Source organism: Pseudomonas spelaei (assembly GCF_009724245.1).
Taxonomy (GTDB): Bacteria; Pseudomonadota; Gammaproteobacteria; order Pseudomonadales; family Pseudomonadaceae; genus Aquipseudomonas; species Aquipseudomonas spelaei.
In genome coordinates, this window is the sequence record NZ_WNNK01000034.1 from 25901 (window position 1) to 44943 (window position 19043).

The 19043-nt window shown below is 60.4% G+C and carries 15 protein-coding genes and 1 pseudogene; 9 read left to right on the forward strand and 7 right to left on the reverse strand.

The genetic code is table 11. From position 1 onward, the window contains the following. Nucleotides 1-5: 5 nt before the first annotated feature. Together aguB and GNF76_RS26610 are read right to left on the reverse strand one after the other, a co-directional pair. Nucleotides 6-884 (reverse strand): N-carbamoylputrescine amidase, encoded by an 879-nt coding sequence (gene aguB / locus GNF76_RS26605; RefSeq protein WP_155586043.1) that lies wholly within the window; start codon nucleotides 882-884, stop codon nucleotides 6-8. 326 nt (nucleotides 885-1210) lie between these two features. Then, nucleotides 1211-4120, reverse strand: coding sequence for an aminotransferase (locus GNF76_RS26610; protein WP_155586044.1), 2910 nt, complete (start codon nucleotides 4118-4120; stop codon nucleotides 1211-1213). A gap of 143 nt (nucleotides 4121-4263) precedes the next feature. Here GNF76_RS26610 and rfbB point away from each other — a divergent pair, with 143 nt between their 5' ends. The 4 genes from rfbB (at nucleotide 4264) to GNF76_RS26630 (ending at nucleotide 9094) form a co-directional block, all read left to right on the forward strand. Then, entirely contained in the window at nucleotides 4264-5346 is a 1083-nt protein-coding gene (gene rfbB / locus GNF76_RS26615) for a dTDP-glucose 4,6-dehydratase (RefSeq protein ID WP_155586045.1), read from the forward strand. Between the two features lie 71 nt (nucleotides 5347-5417). Beyond that, entirely contained in the window at nucleotides 5418-7226 is a 1809-nt protein-coding gene (locus tag GNF76_RS26620) for a sensor histidine kinase (RefSeq protein WP_155586046.1), read from the forward strand. Beyond that, nucleotides 7223-8605, forward strand: coding sequence for a sigma-54-dependent transcriptional regulator (locus GNF76_RS26625; RefSeq protein ID WP_155586047.1), 1383 nt, complete (start codon nucleotides 7223-7225; stop codon nucleotides 8603-8605). Before GNF76_RS26620 ends, GNF76_RS26625 begins: the two co-directional genes overlap by 4 nt. Nucleotides 8606-8638: 33 nt before the next feature. Further along, nucleotides 8639-9094 (forward strand): YiiD C-terminal domain-containing protein, encoded by a 456-nt coding sequence (locus GNF76_RS26630; RefSeq protein ID WP_155586048.1) that lies wholly within the window; start codon nucleotides 8639-8641, stop codon nucleotides 9092-9094. Nucleotides 9095-9225: 131 nt separating this feature from the next. On the opposite strand, the gene cysQ is transcribed toward GNF76_RS26630, so the two are convergent. Together cysQ and nudE are read right to left on the reverse strand one after the other, a co-directional pair. After that, nucleotides 9226-10062 (reverse strand): 3'(2'),5'-bisphosphate nucleotidase CysQ, encoded by an 837-nt coding sequence (gene cysQ / locus GNF76_RS26635; protein ID WP_155586049.1) that lies wholly within the window; start codon nucleotides 10060-10062, stop codon nucleotides 9226-9228. Next, complete coding sequence (nudE, locus tag GNF76_RS26640; RefSeq protein ID WP_155586050.1) at nucleotides 10059-10625, reverse strand: ADP compounds hydrolase NudE; 567 nt, start codon at nucleotides 10623-10625, stop codon at nucleotides 10059-10061. The genes cysQ and nudE overlap by 4 nt, the downstream gene beginning before the upstream one ends. 87 nt (nucleotides 10626-10712) lie before the next feature. Here nudE and yrfG point away from each other — a divergent pair, with 87 nt between their 5' ends. Continuing rightward, nucleotides 10713-11375 (forward strand): GMP/IMP nucleotidase, encoded by a 663-nt coding sequence (gene yrfG / locus GNF76_RS26645; protein ID WP_155586051.1) that lies wholly within the window; start codon nucleotides 10713-10715, stop codon nucleotides 11373-11375. A 35-nt stretch (nucleotides 11376-11410) separates the two neighbouring features. On the opposite strand, the gene lysM is transcribed toward yrfG, so the two are convergent. Next, nucleotides 11411-11851, reverse strand: coding sequence for a peptidoglycan-binding protein LysM (lysM, locus tag GNF76_RS26650; protein ID WP_155586052.1), 441 nt, complete (start codon nucleotides 11849-11851; stop codon nucleotides 11411-11413). Between the two features lie 208 nt (nucleotides 11852-12059). Between lysM and fdhD the strand changes: the two genes are divergently transcribed. The 3 genes from fdhD (at nucleotide 12060) to GNF76_RS26665 (ending at nucleotide 15940) form a co-directional block, all read left to right on the forward strand. Then, nucleotides 12060-12899: a formate dehydrogenase accessory sulfurtransferase FdhD gene (fdhD, locus tag GNF76_RS26655; RefSeq protein ID WP_155586053.1), complete on the forward strand. Its 840-nt coding sequence runs from the start codon at nucleotides 12060-12062 to the stop codon at nucleotides 12897-12899. Further along, a complete protein-coding gene (locus GNF76_RS26660) occupies nucleotides 12896-15244 on the forward strand; it encodes an FdhF/YdeP family oxidoreductase (protein ID WP_178123607.1) in 2349 nt (782 codons plus the stop codon). The genes fdhD and GNF76_RS26660 overlap by 4 nt, the downstream gene beginning before the upstream one ends. A gap of 219 nt (nucleotides 15245-15463) precedes the next feature. Beyond that, nucleotides 15464-15940: a glycine zipper domain-containing protein gene (locus tag GNF76_RS26665; protein ID WP_155586054.1), complete on the forward strand. Its 477-nt coding sequence runs from the start codon at nucleotides 15464-15466 to the stop codon at nucleotides 15938-15940. Nucleotides 15941-15985: 45 nt separating this feature from the next. Here the strand turns inward: GNF76_RS26665 and GNF76_RS26670 are convergent, their stop codons facing one another. Together GNF76_RS26670 and GNF76_RS26675 are read right to left on the reverse strand one after the other, a co-directional pair. Further along, entirely contained in the window at nucleotides 15986-16417 is a 432-nt protein-coding gene (locus tag GNF76_RS26670; RefSeq protein WP_155586055.1) for an acyl-CoA thioesterase, read from the reverse strand. 23 nt (nucleotides 16418-16440) lie between these two features. Further along, a complete protein-coding gene (locus GNF76_RS26675; RefSeq protein ID WP_155586056.1) occupies nucleotides 16441-18378 on the reverse strand; it encodes a RecQ family ATP-dependent DNA helicase in 1938 nt (645 codons plus the stop codon). 463 nt (nucleotides 18379-18841) lie between these two features. On the opposite strand from GNF76_RS26675, the pseudogene GNF76_RS29480 reads away from it, so the two are divergent. Further along, nucleotides 18842-19043: pseudogene (locus GNF76_RS29480) on the forward strand (DUF1493 family protein); the annotation flags it as partial.

The following is a 19043-nucleotide window of genomic DNA, read 5'->3' on the forward strand; positions in this document are numbered from 1 at the left end:
GGCGGTCAGGACTCCAGGGAACCGTCGAGGGTCTTCAGCGCGCCGTACAGGTTCGGGCGGCGATCACGGAACGAACCCCAGGCGCTGCGGATATGCTCCAACTCGTCGAGGTCGAAGCTGTGCACCAGGATGCCTTCTTCGGTTTCGTTGAGTTCTGCCACCTTCTCGCCAAACTGGTTGGCGATGAACGAGGAGCCGTAGAAGTCGATGTCGTAGCCGTCCTGCTCTTCGTTGCCAATGCGGTTGCTGGCGATCAGCGGCATCAAGTTGGCACCGGCATGGCCTTGTTGCACGCGCTGCCAGTGGTCACGGGACGAGATGGTCTTGTCGTGTGGCTCGCTGCCGATGGCGGTCGGGTAGAACAGGATTTCTGCACCTTGCAACGCCATGCTGCGAGCGCACTCCGGGAACCACTGATCCCAGCAGATGCCCACGCCGATTTTCGCGTAGCGGGTGTTCCACACCTTGAAGCCGGTGTCGCCCGGGTTGAAGTAGTACTTCTCGTGGTAGCCAGGGCCGTCCGGGATGTGGCTTTTACGATAAATCCCGAGGTTGGAGCCGTCGGCATCGATGATCGCGATGCTGTTGAAACGCGCGCGGCCCGCCAGTTCGAAGAAACTGATCGGCAGAACCACCTGCAGCTCCTTGGCGATTTTCTGGAAGTGCTTGATGGCAACGTTGTCTTCAACCGGCGTGGCCAGTTGCAGGTAATCCGGGTTCGGCTTCTGGCAGAAGTACGGGCTCTCGAACAGCTCCTGGATCAGGATGATCTGCGCGCCTTTGGCAGCGGCCTCACGGACCAGCTTTTCAGCGGTCTCGATGTTGGCTTCGAGGTCCCAGGAACAGGCCATCTGGGTAGCGGCGACGGTAACGATACGGCTCATGAATCATCTCCTGGGCGGTGGTCAGCGGTCAGGATAGCCGTGACCGATGACAGAAAAGGGAATGCTGGACGCAGTGTATCGCGTCAGGGACGTGAGCGACTTTATAACGGATAAAAATCGGCTTTAGAAGCATGCCTTCATCCATTCATCGAAAAATTCTAAAAAAATCCCGATAACAATCGAGTTTAAATCTGAAACACCCTCACCTGTGGGAGCTGGCTTGCCTACGATAGCGGTGTATCAGGCCCCATAAATGTCAACAGTGAGGCCCTGATCGCGGGCAAGCCCGCTCCCACACTGACGGTGTTTCAATTCCAGGATTGGGGTTAGAGCCCCTCATCCAACACCTTCGACAGCATGTCGACAAAGAAATCCACACTCTGCCGGGAGGTGACCATCGGCGGCTTGATCTTGAGGATGTTCAGGTAATCCCCGGTCGGCTGCATGAAAATCCCCAGCTCCCGCAGGCGATCACACAGCAACGTGGTTTCTTCGGTCGCGGGCTCCAGGGTTTCGTGGTTACGGATCAGCTCCAGCCCCAGATAAAACCCGGAACCGTGCACCGCCCCCACCAATGGATGCCGTTCGATCAGCGCCTCCAGCCGCGCCTTGAAATGCCCACCCACCACCTGGGCGTTTTCCCAGAGTTTCTCCTCCTCCATGACATCCAGCACCGCCATGCCAATCCGGCAACTGACCGGGCTGCCGCCTGATGAGGAGAAGAAGTAACCCTCGGCCTCCAGGGCCTCGGCGATTTCCCGACGGGTGATCACCGCCCCCAAAGGCTGGCCATTGCCCATGCCCTTGGCCATGGTGATGATGTCCGGCACCACGCCTTGCTCTTCAAAGCCCCAGAAGAAGTGCCCCATGCGCCCGTAGCCGACTTGCACCTCATCGGCGATACACACTCCGCCTTGCGCCCGAACCAGGCCATACACCTGCTGCAAATAGCCCGGCGGCAGGGAAATCCCACCGGCATTGCCATACACCGGCTCGCAGATGAAGCCCGCCAGTTGGCGGTTCTGCGCGGCAATTTTTGCCAGGTTGTGCTCGACGCTACGCACGTAGTCCGGTGCGCTGTCCGGGCCACGGAACTCACCGCGATAGGTATTGGGCGCGGTCACCGGATGCACCCAGTCCGGACGGCTGCTCAAGGCCTGGGGGTTGTCGGCAATCGAGGTGGAGACTGCATCAGCGGCCACCGACCAGCCGTGATACGCCTCCAGCACACTGAGCATGTCGCGCCCGCCGCTGTAGGCCCAGGCCAGGCGGATCGCCAGGTCATTGGCCTCGGTGCCGCTGTTGACCAGGAACACCCGGTCCATGGAGTCCGGCGCCAGCGCCAGCAGCCGCTCGGAAAACTCGGCAATCGCCGCATAGTGGAAACGCGAGTTGGTGTTGAGCAACGACCATTGCCGCGCTGCCACCGCCGCCATGCGCGGATGGCCATGGCCAAGCACCGCGACGTTATTGAGCATGTCCAGGTAGGAACGGCCCTGCATGTCGATCAGGTGGTTGCGCCAGCCACGTTCGATACGCGGCGGGTCAACGTAATAGTGTTTCTGTGAGCGGGCAAAGCTGGCATCACGCCGGGCCAGCAAGGCCTCGGGGTCCAACTCGGGCTGCGCATCGCAGGCCAGCCCCAGCAACGCCGCTGGCGACGGGCACAGCGCTTGCCACGCCAGCGCGCGGGACGGCGTGCAGAATAACGGTGGCATCACATCGGCACGACACAGCTGCACCGTCAGGGCACCGCCAGTCTCGCCCAGCACCTGGCCTTTAAGCACCGCCGCACCCGACTGCAACAAGCCTTTGACACCCCACAACCGCACGCTCAACTGTGCGCTGTGCAGGTTTAACGCACCATCAGCGCCAGTGTGCAGTGTGCCGGCGAATGGCGCCTCAACCGTGGTGCCCTGCGGCACCCGCAGCTCCACATGCAGCGGGAACGTCTCGGGCGCTTCAAAACTGTCCACCTGGGTGCGGGACAAACGATATTGCCCATACCGGCTGGCCGCCAGCCCGTGAGCCACCGCAGCCTCCTGCAGCAACTGCTGATCGATCCCGGCCTGCTCCCAGTTGCCCGCTTCAAAATGCGGACTCAGTACCCCCAGATCGATCAACGCAAACTCGCGCCCCACCAAGCCCGGCAACAACGGCGCAAAGCCCTCACTGGCAACAGGCGGCAAACCGCTGCCAACGCAGGTCAGGATCGCGGCTTCCATCAACTCAAAGGGAACAGAAGTGGCAACGTGGAAAATTTCCCACTCATGCTCGGCGTTTTTCAGCAGGTACGGGCTGGCAGGATCCAGACGCTGCTGCTGTTCGCTGCTGAGCACCAGCACCACCGCCCGGGCGACAATCAACGGCCACAGCACCTGCAACTCTTCCGGTTGCAGTGGATTGACGGCGTGATAGGCCTGGATCGCCGGCAAGATCGCAAACGGGTCACCTTCGGCATGGTGCAGCAGCGCGGCGCACGTCACGGACAAGTCAGCAACCCGCCAAGTGTGTACCAGATCACCAAAGTCGATCACACCCTGGATTTGCCAGTGGCGCTGCTCGTCACGCTGCCAGACTACGTTGTCATCGGTGATGTCCATGTGCACCGCCTGCCGGGGCAGCCGTTCGGCCAACGGGCGTACCCGTTGCTCAGCCTGCGCCGCCATCTGCTCGATCAATGCCCGGTGCGGCAGGTTTTCGAGGGTCGACAATAAGTAGTGAATCAACTCGTTGGCGTGGCGCGGGTCCCATTGCAGGGTGCGTTCAAGGCCCGGATGAGTGAAGTTGGCCAGCGCCAGGTTCATCTGCCCGCAGAGCCGCCCAAAACCCGCGATCACCTCACGCCCCAGATGCGGCAGGTGGGTCAGCGGCTGGCCGTCGATATAGTCAAGCAACCGCAAGTGCACGGTTTGCCCGTCAACCGCCACCGTCAGCAGTTCTTCGCCATTGAGGGCAGGCATCACTTTGGGCACCCGCGTGCGTGGTTGCCCTTGCAGGTGCTTGAGGGCGGCGTGCTGGGCCTGAAGCTCGACCGCGTCGTAGTCACCCCGGCAGATCTTCAGGACAAACCGGCCACGGTCACTGTCGACCCGATAATTGAGGTCTTGCTGGCTACCCAAAGACTGCAACGCCCCGGTGAGGTCGTAATGCTGCTCAAGCAACTGTAACGCCAGCTCAGGCCCGATTTTCGGGCACGGCAGACTGGCGCGGTGAATCAACGTGGCGAGCAACATGTGACGACCCCTTGGTGTTTTTATCAGGCGCTTATATCGCCACTGTTGCCAGGTGTTGCGCAACCCCCCTTGCACCGCTCCGCCCCACCACTCAAGCTATGCACCATTCACTTACTGCCCGTCCAAGGAAAAAGGCCTCTGACATGCGCATTCTCATTACCGGCGGCGCCGGATTTATCGGCTCGGCACTGGTCCGTCACCTGATTGAAAACACCGAGCATGAAGTGCTCAACCTCGACAAGCTGACCTACGCCGGCAACCTTGAGTCGCTGGCCAGCATCGCGACCAATACCCGCTATGAGTTCGTCCAGGCCGATATTATCGACCAGGCCGCCGTCAGCGCCGTGTTGGCGCGCTTTGAGCCTCACGCGATCATGCACCTGGCGGCCGAGTCCCATGTCGACCGTTCCATCGATGGTCCATCGGACTTCATCCAGACCAACATTGTCGGCACCTACAGCCTGTTGGAGGCCACACGCGCCTACTGGCAGACGCTGGAAGAACCGGCGAAAAGCGCGTTCCGCTTCCACCACATCTCCACCGATGAGGTGTACGGCGACCTGCACGGCGTCGACGACCTGTTCACCGAAACCACGCCTTATGCGCCAAGCTCGCCGTACTCCGCCAGCAAGGCGGCGTCCGACCACCTGGTCCGCGCCTGGCAGCGCACTTATGGTCTGCCGGTGCTGCTGACCAACTGCTCGAACAACTACGGGCCATTCCACTTCCCGGAGAAGTTGATTCCCCTGGTGATCCTCAACGCCCTGGCCGGCAAACCGCTGCCGGTCTACGGTGATGGCCTGCAGGTACGTGATTGGCTGTTCGTCGAAGATCACGCCCGCGCGCTGTTCAAAGTCGTGACTGAAGGTGTAGTGGGCGAGACCTACAATATCGGCGGCCACAACGAGCAGAAGAACATCGACGTGGTTCGTGGTATCTGCGCCCTGCTGGAGGAACTGGCACCTCAGCGCCCGGCCGGCGTTGCGCAATTTTCTGACCTGATCACCTTCGTCAAGGATCGCCCGGGCCACGACCAGCGCTACGCGATCGATGCCAGCAAGATCGAGCGGGAATTGGGCTGGGTGCCTGAGGAAACGTTTGAAACAGGGCTGCGCAAAACCGTGCAGTGGTACCTCGATAACCTCGAATGGTGCAACCGGGTTCAGGACGGCAGCTATCAAGGCGAGCGATTGGGCGCCAGCGATTCGAAAGATCTGATCGCCTGACGAAACCGGCAGTTCCGATACCTGCCCAGGCCTGGGCATAATGCGCCTGTACCCACAGGCGCATGACTCTGATGACTCCACCCCTTCCGCGAAGACCCCGCTGGCGCAGCCTGGCGTTGCTGGCCCTGTGCCTGGCGCCGCTGCTGTGGCCACTGGAGCACTTGGCCGAGCGCTATTACCGCAGTGAACTGGCCGGGCAGAACCGCCAGACCCTCGACCTGTACGTCGCCAACCTGCTGGGCACCCTGCACCGCTACGAAGTACTGCCACAAATCCTGGGGGATCTGCCGGCGCTGCGCACCGCCCTGGACGCCCCCTCCGTCAGCACCAACCTGGCCAACGCCAACCTGTTGCTCAAAGACGTTGCCGCCCAGGCCGGCGTGGAAGTGATGTACCTGATGGACACCACCGGCAAGACCCTGGCCGCGTCCAACTGGGACAAACAAGACAGTTTCGTGGGGCGTAATTTTTCCTTCCGTCCCTATTTCAGCGAAGCCATGGCCGGGCGTCTGGGGCGCTTCTTTGGCCTGGGGACCACCTCGGCCAAACGCGGCTACTTCTTTGCCGCCGCAGTGCGTGACGGCGACAAGATCATTGGAGTGCTGGTGGTCAAGGTCGACCTGGATCACACCGAAAGCCTGTGGGGTAAAACCCCGGAACAGTTGCTGGTGACCGACCATAACGGCGTGGTGATCCTGACTTCGCGTGCGCAATGGCGGTTCCGCGCCACCCGGCCGCTGACCGAAGAAGAACGCCAAGCCATCATCGCCATCCAGCCCTACCCGACCCGCGATCCGCAGCCGTTGAACCTCAGCACCACGGCCTGGCTGCGCCAATCCACGGAAATTGCGGAAACCGGCTGGAACGTCGAGATTCTCGCGCCACGCACCTTGATCAACCGCCCGGTACGCACGGTGGTCGCCGTCGGCGGTGCAGCCCTGCTGGTGGTAATGCTGTTGCTCGGCCTGATGATGCAGCGCCGTCGCCACTACCTGGAGCGCATCGCCTTCGAAGCCAAGGCCCGGCGCGAGCTGGAAATGCGTGTGGCCGAACGGACCAGCGATCTGGAAGGCCTGAACCGCCGCTTGAAGCAGGAAGTGCTGGAGCGCGAAACGGCCCAGCAGGAATTGGTGCGAGCCCAGGACGACCTGGTGCAGGCGGGCAAACTGTCGGCCCTGGGCACCATGTCGGCGAGTATCAGCCACGAACTCAATCAACCGCTGGCCGCGATCCGCAGCTACGCGGAAAACGCCGAAATTCTCCTCGACCACCAACGGACCGACGACGCCCGGGGCAACCTCAAGTTGATCAGCGAGTTGACCGGGCGCATGGCTTCAATCATCGCCCACTTGCGCGCCTTTGCCCGGCGCGACCGCCATGCGCCGGAAAGTGTCGCCCTACAACCTGCCCTGGACGATGCCCTGGCCCTGCTGGCCAAACGTCGGCGGGCCATGGAAGTCGAGTTGATCCGCGACTTGCCGGAGGCGACCTTGTGGGTGGCGGCCGGCGAAACCCGTCTGCGCCAAGTGCTGGGCAACCTGCTGGCCAATGCGCTCGACGCGCTGACCGAAAAAGGCCCGCCGCGTAAACTCTGGCTGAGTGCCGAAACCACCGAACAAGGCGTCAACCTGTACATTCGCGACAACGGACCAGGCTTTTGCATGGAAGCCCTGGGCCGTGCCAGTGAGCCGTTCTACACCACCAAGACCCGCACCCAGGGCCTGGGGTTGGGCCTGGCGATCTGCGACACCTTGATGCGCGCCTTTGGCGGTGAACTGCTGTTCTCCAACCACCGCGAAGGCGGCGCGCTGTTAACCTTGAAACTGCGCGCCGGGGCACCGGGCGTCAGTCTGCAACCGTCCGAGGACCGCAGTGTATGAGTATCGATTACCAGATTCAGGTGGTGTTGATCGACGACGATCCACACCTGCGTCAGGCCCTGTGCCAGACCCTGGACCTGGCCGGGCTGAAAGTCCTCCCCCTTGGCGAAGCCCAGGGCCTGACCGCACGCCTGTCCCGGGATTGGCCGGGGGTGGTGGTCAGCGATATCCGTATGCCCGGCATGGACGGCCTGGAACTGCTGGCCGAACTGCATGGCCAGGACCCGGAGTTGCCGGTGCTGCTGATCACCGGCCACGGCGATGTGCCGTTGGCGGTGCAGGCGATGCGTGCCGGTGCCTACGACTTCCTGGAGAAACCCTTCGCCAGCGACGCCCTGCTCGACAGCGTGCGCCGTGCCCTGGCCTTGCGCCGCCTGGTGCTGGACAACCGCAGCCTGCGCCTGGCCCTGAGTGATCGCCAGCAACTGAGCACGCGTCTGGTGGGGCAATCCGCGCCGATGCTGCGCCTGCGTGAGCAGATTGGCGCCCTGGCGGCGACCAAGGCCGACGTGCTGATCCTCGGTGAAACCGGCGCCGGCAAAGAAGTGGTGGCTCGCGCCCTGCACGACTTGTCGAACCGACGCACAGGCCCGTTCGTGGCGATCAACGCTGGCGCCCTGGCGGAGTCGGTCGTGGAAAGCGAGTTGTTCGGCCACGAGCCAGGGGCCTTTACCGGCGCCCAGAAACGGCGGATCGGCAAGTTCGAGTTTGCCAACGGCGGTACCCTGTTCCTCGATGAAATCGAAAGCATGAGCCTGGATGTGCAGGTCAAATTGCTGCGCCTGCTACAAGAGCGGGTGGTGGAGCGCCTGGGGGGCAATCAGTTGATCCCGCTGGACATCCGTATCATCGCCGCCACCAAGGAAGACCTGCGTCAGTCCGCCGACCAGGGACGCTTCCGGGCCGACTTGTACTACCGCCTGAACGTCGCGCCGCTGCGTATTCCGCCTCTGCGTGAACGGGGCGAAGATGCGTTGATGCTGTTCCAGCACTTCGCCGACGAGGCCAGTACTCGCCATGGCCTGCCGCTCCATGAGCTGCAACCGGGCCAGCGCGCGTTGCTGTTACGTCACAGTTGGCCGGGCAATGTGCGGGAACTGCAAAATGCCGCTGAGCGCTTTGCCCTGGGCCTGGAGTTGGCCCTGGACAATATGCCGGACGACCCAACAGCTGGCGTCCCGGCCTCCAGCGGCGGCTTGAGCGAGCAAGTCGAACACTTTGAAAAAAGCCTGATCGCTGCCGAGCTGGCCCGCCCCCACGGTTCCATGCGCAGCCTCGCTGAAGCCTTGGGCCTGCCACGCAAAACCCTGCACGACAAACTGCGCAAACACGGGCTGAACTTCGCCGACAGCGGCAGCAGCAACACGGACGACGAATGACGCCCGTCCCTTTCACCCTGCCAAGAGGCCACCATGAGTCGCGATAGCCGTTACCTGGAATCGATTCTTCACCACGACATCCCCCTCACCCGGGACATGGGCCTCAAGGTACTCGACTGGCAGGAGCGGCAACTGCGCCTGCACTTGCCGCTTCAGGCCAATATCAACCACAAAAGCACGATGTTCGGCGGCAGCCTCTACTGTGGCGCGGTGCTCGGAGGTTGGGGCTGGCTTCACTTGCAACTGCGTGAAGAAGGGATTGAAGACGGGCACATCGTGATTCAGGAAGGGCAGATCAGTTATCCATTGCCGGTCACCCAGGATGCCACGGTGATTTGCCAGGCGCCGGAAGACAAGGTCTGGAAACGTTTTTTGGCGACGTATCGGCGGTATGGACGGGCGCGGTTGACCCTGGAGACGTGGGTCGTGAATGACGGCAGTGAAGAACAGGCCGTAGCGTTTACCGGGCAGTATGTCTTGCACCGCTAAAAATATGGGACTCGCTCGTTGTAGCCGCTGCCGAGGCACGAGGCTGCGATGGGCTTGGTGCGGCACTCCGACGTAGCGGCCCCAAGGGCGGTCCTACGGACACGCATCGCAGCCTCGTGCCTCGGCAGCGGCTACAATCGGGCTAGGTTCAGCAGTCGCTCACGCCACGCCGCCTTGGCCGGCAGCGCCAGGAAAAACGGGTTCAACAACGACTCCCGCGCTGGATAACTGAACGGTTCTCCATTCAACTCCAACACTTCGCCACCTGCGCCTTCCAGCACGCCCTGCGCCGCAGCAGTGTCCCACTGCGACGTCGGTGCCAGACGCGGGTAGCAATCAGCGCTGCCTTCGGCCAACAGGCAAAACTTCAGCGAGCTGCCTATATTGGCCAGTTTCAACTCGCCCAACCCTTCGCTCAACCCGGCCAGCAGGCGCTCTTGCTCGGGGCTGGAATGGCGACGGCTGGCGACCACGGTAAAGGCTTCTCCGGCAGCGGGTTTCTCACGCACCTGGATCTGCTTGGGCGCTTCATTCACATCTGAACGCCAGGCCCCAAGGCCCGCGCCACCAAAGTAGCAACGGCCACTGGTGGGCATCGACACCACGCCAAACACCACTCGGCCTTGCTCGATCAGCGCGACGTTGACCGTGAACTCCTCGCTGCCGGAGATGAATTCCTTGGTGCCATCCAGCGGGTCGACCAACCACCAGCGCTGCCAGCCGGCACGCACGCTCTGGTCGATATCGGCATCCTCTTCCGAAAGCACGGGAATGCTCGGGTCCAATGCGGTCAGCCCCGCAAGGATCAGATGGTGGGCCGCAAGGTCGGCGGCGGTGACCGGCGATTCATCCGACTTGGTCGTCACGGCCACATCGGCGCGCCAATACGGCAGGATGACTTCTCCGGCCTGGCGAGCCAACTCAATCACAGGGGCAATCAACGGGTGACCCAGGAACAGTTCACTCATGGCTGAAACGCTCCACGCTGGGTCAACAAGTCCCGCACCAGATACAGCGCCGCCAACGCACGCCCCTCACTGAACTGCTCGTTTTGCGCCAACTGCGACAGCTCTCGCAGGTTGACCCGATCGACTCGCATCGGCTCGGGCTCGTCGCCTTCCAGGCGCTCCTCATAGAGGTCCGTGGCCAGCACCACCTGGATTTTCTGACTCATGTAGCCAGGGGACAGTGACAGCTCGGTCAGGTGCTCCAACTGACGCGCACCATAACCGGCCTCTTCCTTGAGCTCACGGTCCGCCGCCGCCAGCACATCCTCGCCAGGCTCGATCAAGCCCTTGGGCAAAGACAGTTCATACGCATCGGTACCACCGCAATATTCTTCAATCAATAGCGCGTGATCCGCGTCGATCATCGCCACGATCATCACCGCACCGTAACCTGCACCTCTGCCGACCAGGCGCTCGTAGGTCCGCTCCACGCCGTTGGAAAAGCGCAATTGCACTTCCTCCACGCGGAACAAACGACTACTGGCGACTATTTCTCGGGCGAGGACGGTGGGTTTCTGGCGCATAAGCGGCTCCTTGGCGTGATCGGGTTACTATACCGTGGCTTTTCCGATTGTCTGTGTCGGATATATTTTCTTATATGGGAGTTATCCATGCCTTCACTGCCCTGGCATGCCATCGACACCGTCCTGCTGGACATGGATGGCACCTTGCTCGACCTGCATTTCGACAACCATTTCTGGATGGAACACCTGCCCCAGCGCTACGCCGAACTGCATGGCGTGAGCCGGCCCATGGCCGAGATGGAATTGCAGCCGTTGTTCGAGCGTAACGCCGGTCAGTTGCAATGGTATTGCCTGGACTTCTGGAGCACCGAACTGAAGATTCCGGTACGTGAGCTCAAGCTGGAGACGGCTCACCTGATCGCCCTGCGCCCGGATGCCGATACCTTTCTGGCCGCGATCAAACAGGCCGGCAAGCGCGTGATCCTGATCACCAACGCCCACCGCGATTCGTTGTCGCTGAAGCTGGAACGTATCGAATTGGCCCCTTACTTCGAACGGCTGATCAGTTCTCACGACTATGGTTTTGCCAAGGAGAACCCGCAGTTCTGGGATGCGCTGCAAGCGGATATCGATTTCGACCCAACCCGCAGCCTGTTTATCGACGATACCTTGCCCATCCTGCGCAGCGCTCGGGATTTTGGCGTGGGGCATTTACTGGCGGTAAAAGAGCCGGACAGCCGGAAGGGGCCGAAGGATACGGCGGAGTTTTCAGCGGTGGAGGATTACAGAGAATTGATCGTGGGACTGTAGGAGCGAGAAACCTCGCTCCTACAACAAGCTGACGCTTACTCAGGAATACGCAGTGTCTGCCCTGGGTAGATTTTGTTCACATCCTTGAGCATCGGCTTGTTGGCCTCAAAGATTTTGTTGTACTGGTTGGCATTGCCATAGACCGCCAGGGAGATGGCGCTCAGGGTGTCACCGCTTTTCACAACCACGAAGCGAGCGGCGGCTGTCGCGGTACCGGTAACCTTAATCTGGTCATCCACGCTGGCAACGCCAGCGATATTACCTGCGGCCAGGAGGATTTTTTCTTTCTCTTCCTGAGTGGCAACTTCACCAGTGATAGTGACCTTATCGCCATCAACGGTAGCGGTCACATTCGGGTTACCCAACCCAACAGCCTCAATGTGCTTCTTCAGTTCATCACTTGCGTTCGCATTACCCGGCGTCAACAGATCAATCAGCTTTTCGCCTGCTTCTTTAACAAAGCTAAAAATACTCATGGTGCGCTCTCCTTGGGATTTGATTTCCAGATGCCCAAGACTAGACCAGTCCTACAGATCTTGGTTCCAGTTCGGTAAATAACCTTGAGAGGCCAGCTGCCGCAGGCGTGATCGACGCCATCTATCAATAGATCAGTACAGCCGATTAGACGCGACCCTTTGTCGCGCCTAGTCTTAGAGCTGAATACTCCGCCGGTGGTAATGCCCCATGAACGCCAAGCGCCCAGCCTGCGCGGCGCCCGCCCTCGAAACGCCCGCGCCCGTCGCCAGTCACAGCTACCAGTTTTGCAATCTTGAACACACGGAATTCGCCAGCACGGCGTTGGCCGAAGAAGTGGCGTTGGCGATTGCCTATAACGACATCAGCCAGGCAGTGATGCTGGTGACGCCAACCGACCTTGAAGACTTCATTGTCGGTTTCAGTATCGGTAGCGGCATTATCACCGACGTTAGCGACATCTATGACCTGAAACTCAGCGGAGCGGGTTCGACCCAGTACGCTCAGGTAGAAATCTCCAGCCGCGCCTTCTGGAACCTCAAACAGCAACGCCGGCAACTGGCCGGTACCAGTGGCTGTGGCTTGTGTGGCGTGGAAGCGGTGGAACAGGCATTGCCCGACCTCAAGATTCTGCCAGGCGCCCCTTTGCCTCCAGCCGAATGGCTCGATGGCCTGCGCCAACGTATCAGCGCCTTCCAGCCATTGGGCCAATACAGCGGTGCGGTCCATGCGGCGGTGTTCATGAATGGCCAGGGCGAGTTGCTGCTGGGCCGTGAAGACATCGGCCGGCACAACGCCCTCGACAAGCTGATCGGCGCGCTGATCCGCCAGCAGATTCCGACCGATGGCGGCCTGGCGATTGTCACCAGTCGTTGCAGCCTCGAACTGATCCAGAAAGTCCTGCGCGCCGGTATCCAGACCCTGGTCAGCCTGTCGTCCCCCACCGGCCTGGCCTTGCAATGGGCCCGCCGGCACAACCTCAATCTCATCCACCTGCCGCAGAAAAGTGCGCCGCGGGTCTACAGCCCTGCGATGGAGAATCAAGCGTGAGTACTCATCACCAAGCCGACGATAAACCGACACCGCGCTACAAGCCCTACAAAGGGCCCGCCGGTGGCTGGGGCGCGCTGATCAGCGTGGCGCAAGCCTGGCTGACCAGTGACAACGCGCTGAAAAACATCCGCATGATGCTCAAGACCAACCAGAACGGCGGTTTTGACTGCCCGGGCTGCGCCTGGGGCGACTCGCCGGAAAGCGGCATGGTCAAGTTCTGCGAAAACGGCGCCAAGGCGGTCAACTGGGAAGCCACCAAGCGCCGGGTGGACGCTGCGTTCTTCGCCAAGCACAGCGTCAGCTCGCTGCTGGAACAGAGCGATTACTGGCTGGAGTATCAGGGCCGCCTGACCGAGCCCATGAGCTACGACGCCGAAACCGACCGTTACAAACCCATCAGTTGGGAGTCGGCCTTCGACCTGATCGGCAAGCACCTCAATACACTGCCGAACCCGGACATGGCCGAGTTCTATACTTCGGGCCGGGCCAGCAACGAAGCGGCGTACCTGTACCAGCTGTTCGTGCGCGCCTATGGCACCAACAACTTCCCGGATTGTTCAAACATGTGTCACGAGGCCAGCGGCGTGGCCCTGGCGCAAAGCGTGGGCGTCGGCAAAGGCACCGTGACCTTCGACGACTTCGAACACGCCGACGCGATTTTCGTCCTTGGCCAGAACCCTGGTACCAACCATCCACGGATGTTGGAGCCCCTGCGTGAAGCGGTGAAACGCGGCGCCCAAGTGGTGTGCATCAACCCGCTGAAGGAACGCGGCCTGGAACGTTTCCAGCACCCGCAACACCCGCTGGAAATGCTGACCAACGGTGACAAACCGACCAATACTGCGTATTTCCGCCCTGCATTGGGTGGCGACATGGCCATCCTGCGAGGCATGGCCAAGTTCCTGCTGCTGTGGGAACGCCAGGCCCAGGCGGAAGGCAAGGAGGCCGTGTTCGACCACAACTTCCTTAATGAACACACCGCCAACGTCCTTGATTACCTGGGCCGCATCGATGACACCACCTGGGATGAGATCGTTGAGCAATCCGGCCTGACCCTGGTAGAGATCGAACAAGCGGCGCGCATGTACGCCAAAGGCAAGAACGTGATCATGTGCTGGGCCATGGGCATCACCCAGCACCGCCACTCGGTGCCGACCATCCAGGAAATCGCCAACCTGATGATGTTGCGCGGCAACATCGGCCGGCCGGGCGCCGGCCTGTGCCCGGTGCGCGGCCACAGCAACGTGCAGGGCGATCGCACCATGGGCATCAACGAACGGCCACCGGTGGCATTCCTCGATGCCCTAGAGCGTCGCTTCCAGTTCAAAGTGCCTCGCGAAAACGGCCACAACGTGGTGGAAGCGATTCACGCCATGCTGGAAGGCCGCTCCAAAGTGTTTATCGGACTGGGCGGCAACTTCGCTCAAGCCACACCTGACAGCCCGCGCACTTTCGAAGCGTTGAGCAATTGCGACCTGACCGTACAAATCAGTACCAAGCTCAACCGCAGCCACCTGGCTCACGGTAAAGCAGCGCTGATCCTGCCGTGCCTGGGCCGTACCGACATCGACCTGCAAACCGAAGGCGCGCAAGCAGTGACGGTGGAGGACTCCTTCAGCATGGTCCACGCGTCCAATGGCCAATTGCAGCCACTGTCGAAACAGATGAAATCCGAGCCTGCAATCCTCGCCGGTATTGCCGCCGCCACACTGGGCAGCAAGCCGGTGGACTGGAACTGGCTGGTAGCCGATTACGACCGCATCCGCGACCTGATCGCCGACACCATTCCAGGCTTCAAGGACTTCAACGAGCGGGTGAAAAATCCAGGGGGGTTCTACCTCGGCAACGCTGCCGGTGCCCGTCGCTGGAACACACCATCAGGTCGCGCCAACTTCCGCGCCAATGCCTTGCCCAAGGACCTGGTACACGAGCGCACCCGCGCTACCGGGCAGTTGCCGGACCTGATCATGCAGTCGATGCGCTCCCACGATCAGTACAACACCACCATCTATGGCCTGGACGATCGTTATCGTGGGGTCAAGGGCCAGCGGGATGTGCTGTTCGTCAACGAAGCCGACATTATTCGCCTGGGCTTCAAGCCGGGGCAGAAGGCTGACATCGTGTCGATCTGGGATGACGGCCGTGAGCGTCGCGTGAAGGGCTTTACGTTGCTGGCGTTTGATATTCCGGCCGGGCAAGCGGCGGCTTACTACCCGGAAGTGAACCCGCTGGTGCCGCTGGAAAGCACCGGGGATGGCAGCCATACGCCAACGTCGAAATTCGTGGCGATTCGTTTGGAAGCGGCCAGTGACAGCGGATTGATCATGGCCAGATCCGCATAAGGCAATGCCACGCGAGGCCGGATTTCAGGCAAAAAAAGGCCGCTTTTACATAAAAGCGGCCGTTCCGAAGTAACTAAAGACTCGCAAAATCAACTTAAGTTCCCGATACAAAACAGTAACTTAGAGAATTGTATACAACCCGTGTCATTGGTCGGATTTCCATTGTCACAATCCCGATACAGCCTCAGGATCGCGCCGTCATCCTCTTGAGGTTCCCCTATGAAGTTCTCCTCGATTCTCTTGTTGTCCCTTGGCCTGGTCAGTGGCGCAGCCATGGCCGGTGGCACCGCCGAAGCCGGTGTGGGCGGCGCATTGGGCGGGGTTCTAGGTTCGGTCGTTGGTCAACAGTTGGGCGGCAACACCGGTTCGACAATCGGCGCAGCCCTCGGCGGCGCGGGCGGTAGTGCCGTCGGCGCGAACAAACACAGCCGCGGCGAAGCGGCTATTGGCGGTGCGCTGGGCGCAGCGGGCGGCAACGTGGTGGGCCGCAGTGTCGGCGGCAGCACCGGCAGCCTGATCGGCGCAGCAGCCGGCGGTGGCGCCGGTGGCGCGCTGGGCAACTACATGGGCAACCAGAGCAATGACGACGATCGCCGTTATCGTGGACGCGATAACCGCCGTTATGACCGTGATGATCATCGTGGTCGGGGCCATGCCTATGGCCATCGCAAACATCGTCATCATTACGACGATTGATCCGTTGAAGGCGCTGCCGCAGTCTGCGGCAGCGCCTCAATCAAGTCACAGCACCAGTCGTTGCAGAGCCTCGCGCAAGTGCTCCGGAATCGTCACCGGCTGATTCAACCCTCGATCCACAAACACATGCACAAACCTTCCTGCAGCACAGGCGTCCTCTTCGCCAGCCTTGAACACCGCCAATTCATATTGCACTGAACTGTTCCCCAACTTGCCCACCCGCAAACCGATTTCAATACGCTCGGGAAAGGCAATCGAGGCGAAGTAGTCACAGGCGGAACTCACCACAAACCCCACCACGTCACCGTCATGGATATCCAGCCCGCCCTCTTCGATCAGGTAGGTATTTACGGCTGTGTCGAAGAAGCTGTAGTAGGTGACGTTATTCACATGACCATACACATCATTGTCGTGCCAGCGGGTAGTGATCGGCTGGAAGTGACGGTAATCCGTGCGCTGTGGCATTGAATCAGGCATGGGCAAGTCTCGTTAAAATGGATTTACAGGCTGTTCAAATGAGCGTCGGCCCATTCACGCACCTCGGCATAGGGATATTCCTCCAGCATGGCAAAGCCTGGGATCCCTCGGGCCTTCAGCTTGGTAAACAACGGCACGCTGATACCACATAAAAACCGCGTAAGCCGCTCAGCGCTGGGCAGCCTGGCGCTGTACTCATGGTGCCTGTGGATAAAATCACCGCACAGTCCCTGAAAGTTTTTATCCACAAGCCCCGGCAAACTTGGCGGCGACGGCAAATGCGCGACATTCCCGTGGCAGACTGAACAATGCCCGCATTGTTGGGGGGCGTTTTCATCACCGAAATAGTGCGCCAGGCGATAGCCCAGGCAGCGATCAGTCGCGAAAAGGTCCAACATGGCGTGGATCCGCGCAACTTCTGTCACCTCATGCAGCTTGAAGCCCGCATGCAGTTCGACGCTCAGGACCTGTGGATCAAAATCGGTACTCAGCAGACTGTAGACCTCGGTCATCTGCTTGCTTTCCAGCTCGATCAAGCCTTGCTCCTGGAAGTAATCCAAGGCCTTCACCACCCGACTGCGCTCGGCTTGGTGCTGTTGGTAGAGCGCATCGAAATCCACCGTCGCCCAGGTTTTCGCCCTTTTGCAGACCTGGATAATCGCCGAGACAAACTGCTGCCGCTCGCCGGAAAACCGCGTCAGCAATGCCTCGGGCTCCACCAGGTACTTGAAACGATATTCGGCGTAGAAGGCATAGCGCGGCGCGATCACACCTTTGAGCTCCAGTTGCACCAGCAAGGTCTTGAGCGGTAATTCGCGGATGTTGCTGTGGTCCGACAACGACCTGAGTAGAAACTCCCACTGCCCGTCGCTTCGGGCCGCCAATATTTCTTCCAGGACACGACGAATACCTTCCTGCTCCGGCGTGTCACCGTACACGAAGTTTTCCAGCACGTTGAGGCTGTCGCGATTGGCCAATACCAGGCAATCGGACGGCTGCCCGTCACGCCCGGCGCGGCCGATTTCCTGGCTGTAGTTCTCGATGGATTTGGGCAGATCGAAATGCACGACATTACGGATATCGCTCTTGTCGATGCCCATGCCGAAGGCAATGGTGGCAACGATGCAATTGGACTCACCGCCCATAAATCGTTTTTGGATGCCCTCGCGTTTATCGTGGGGCAAGCCGGCGTGATACGCCTCGGCCTGGATACCATTGCGATTCAAATGCTCGGCAATCTGCTCAGCGGTTTTCTGCAAGGTGACGTAGACGATGCTCGGCTGATTGGCCCGCGCGTTCATCCAGGCCACCAGTCGCCGGCGCTTGTCCTGGCCGCTGACCGGCTCCACCAGCAAGTTGAGATTGGGCCGGTAGAAGCCCGTGGTAATCACATCGTCAGGCGCAATGGCGAACTTGGCCTGCATGTCGGCGATCACCTTCGGCGTGGCCGTCGCAGTCAACAACAGCGCTTGAGGGATACGAAACTGGCGCTGGTAGTCGGGTAGCTTCAAGTAGTCCGGGCGAAAGTTGTGACCCCATTCGGAAATACAGTGAGCCTCATCCACCACCAACAGTGAGATCGGTACCGTTTGCAGGAAATTGCGAAAGCGCTCGTTCTTCAGGCGCTCCACGGAAATCATCAGGATCTTCAACTCCCCGGAGCGTGCCCGAGCCATCACCTCATTGGCGTCATCACGGCTCTGGGCCGAGTCGATACTGCCCGCCGAGATACCGTGACGCCGCAGGAAACCAAGCTGGTCCTGCATCAAGGCCAACAAAGGCGATACCACCAACGTCAGATGCGGCAGTAACACAGCAGACAACTGGTAACAAAGGGATTTGCCAGACCCGGTAGGGAAAATCGCCGCTGCCGAACGACCGGCCAGCACGGCGCTGACGGCTGCCTCCTGGCCCAAACGAAACTGTGGATAACCAAAGACCTGCTGGAGGGTGTTGTGCATAAGCTGTCACTCCATTGACCGCTGAACGAGCTCAAAACATAGTCCAGCACGTTCGGCGAATCGAGAAAGGTCGCAAGGAAAAAAGAGACAGGATGATACACAGCATGAGCAATCGAGCATGGCCTGAATAGGTACCCGCAGGAGGATCCCTACCCTCGGAGCATCAATTCAGCGACCTGTGTTTATGAGGCGCTGGAAGCGTTTTTTGAGCGGTGTATCAATAGGCCGTGCCAACCCACTAGGAAGTATCCGTAAGAAGTTTCAACAATCCCGGCGGCCCTTTTCCGAAACCGCTCCCGTAACCCGCCAAGCCCCCTATAGCCTCACCAAAACCTGACCGATACTGGCCCCACCTCAAACCTGCGCCCCAGCACTCCTTCCAATGTCTTCCTCACCAAGAGGGGAGCAGCCGCCGGAAATCAACGCCGACCACGGGCAATCCATTTCAAGGTGAAATAGTGTGATGAGCGAATATATCCAATGGGGTCTTATTGTCGTTCTCGCCATCCTGCTCGACAAAAAAATGAAATCTTACCGACTGCGCAAATGGATTGGCCTGCTTCTCGTGGCGAGCGGCCTGGCGCTTACGGGCTGGGCATCCCGCTGGGCCCACGACCTACCCTTTGAAAGCCTCCCGGCAGGCTCTTTTTTAATAGGACTGGGGC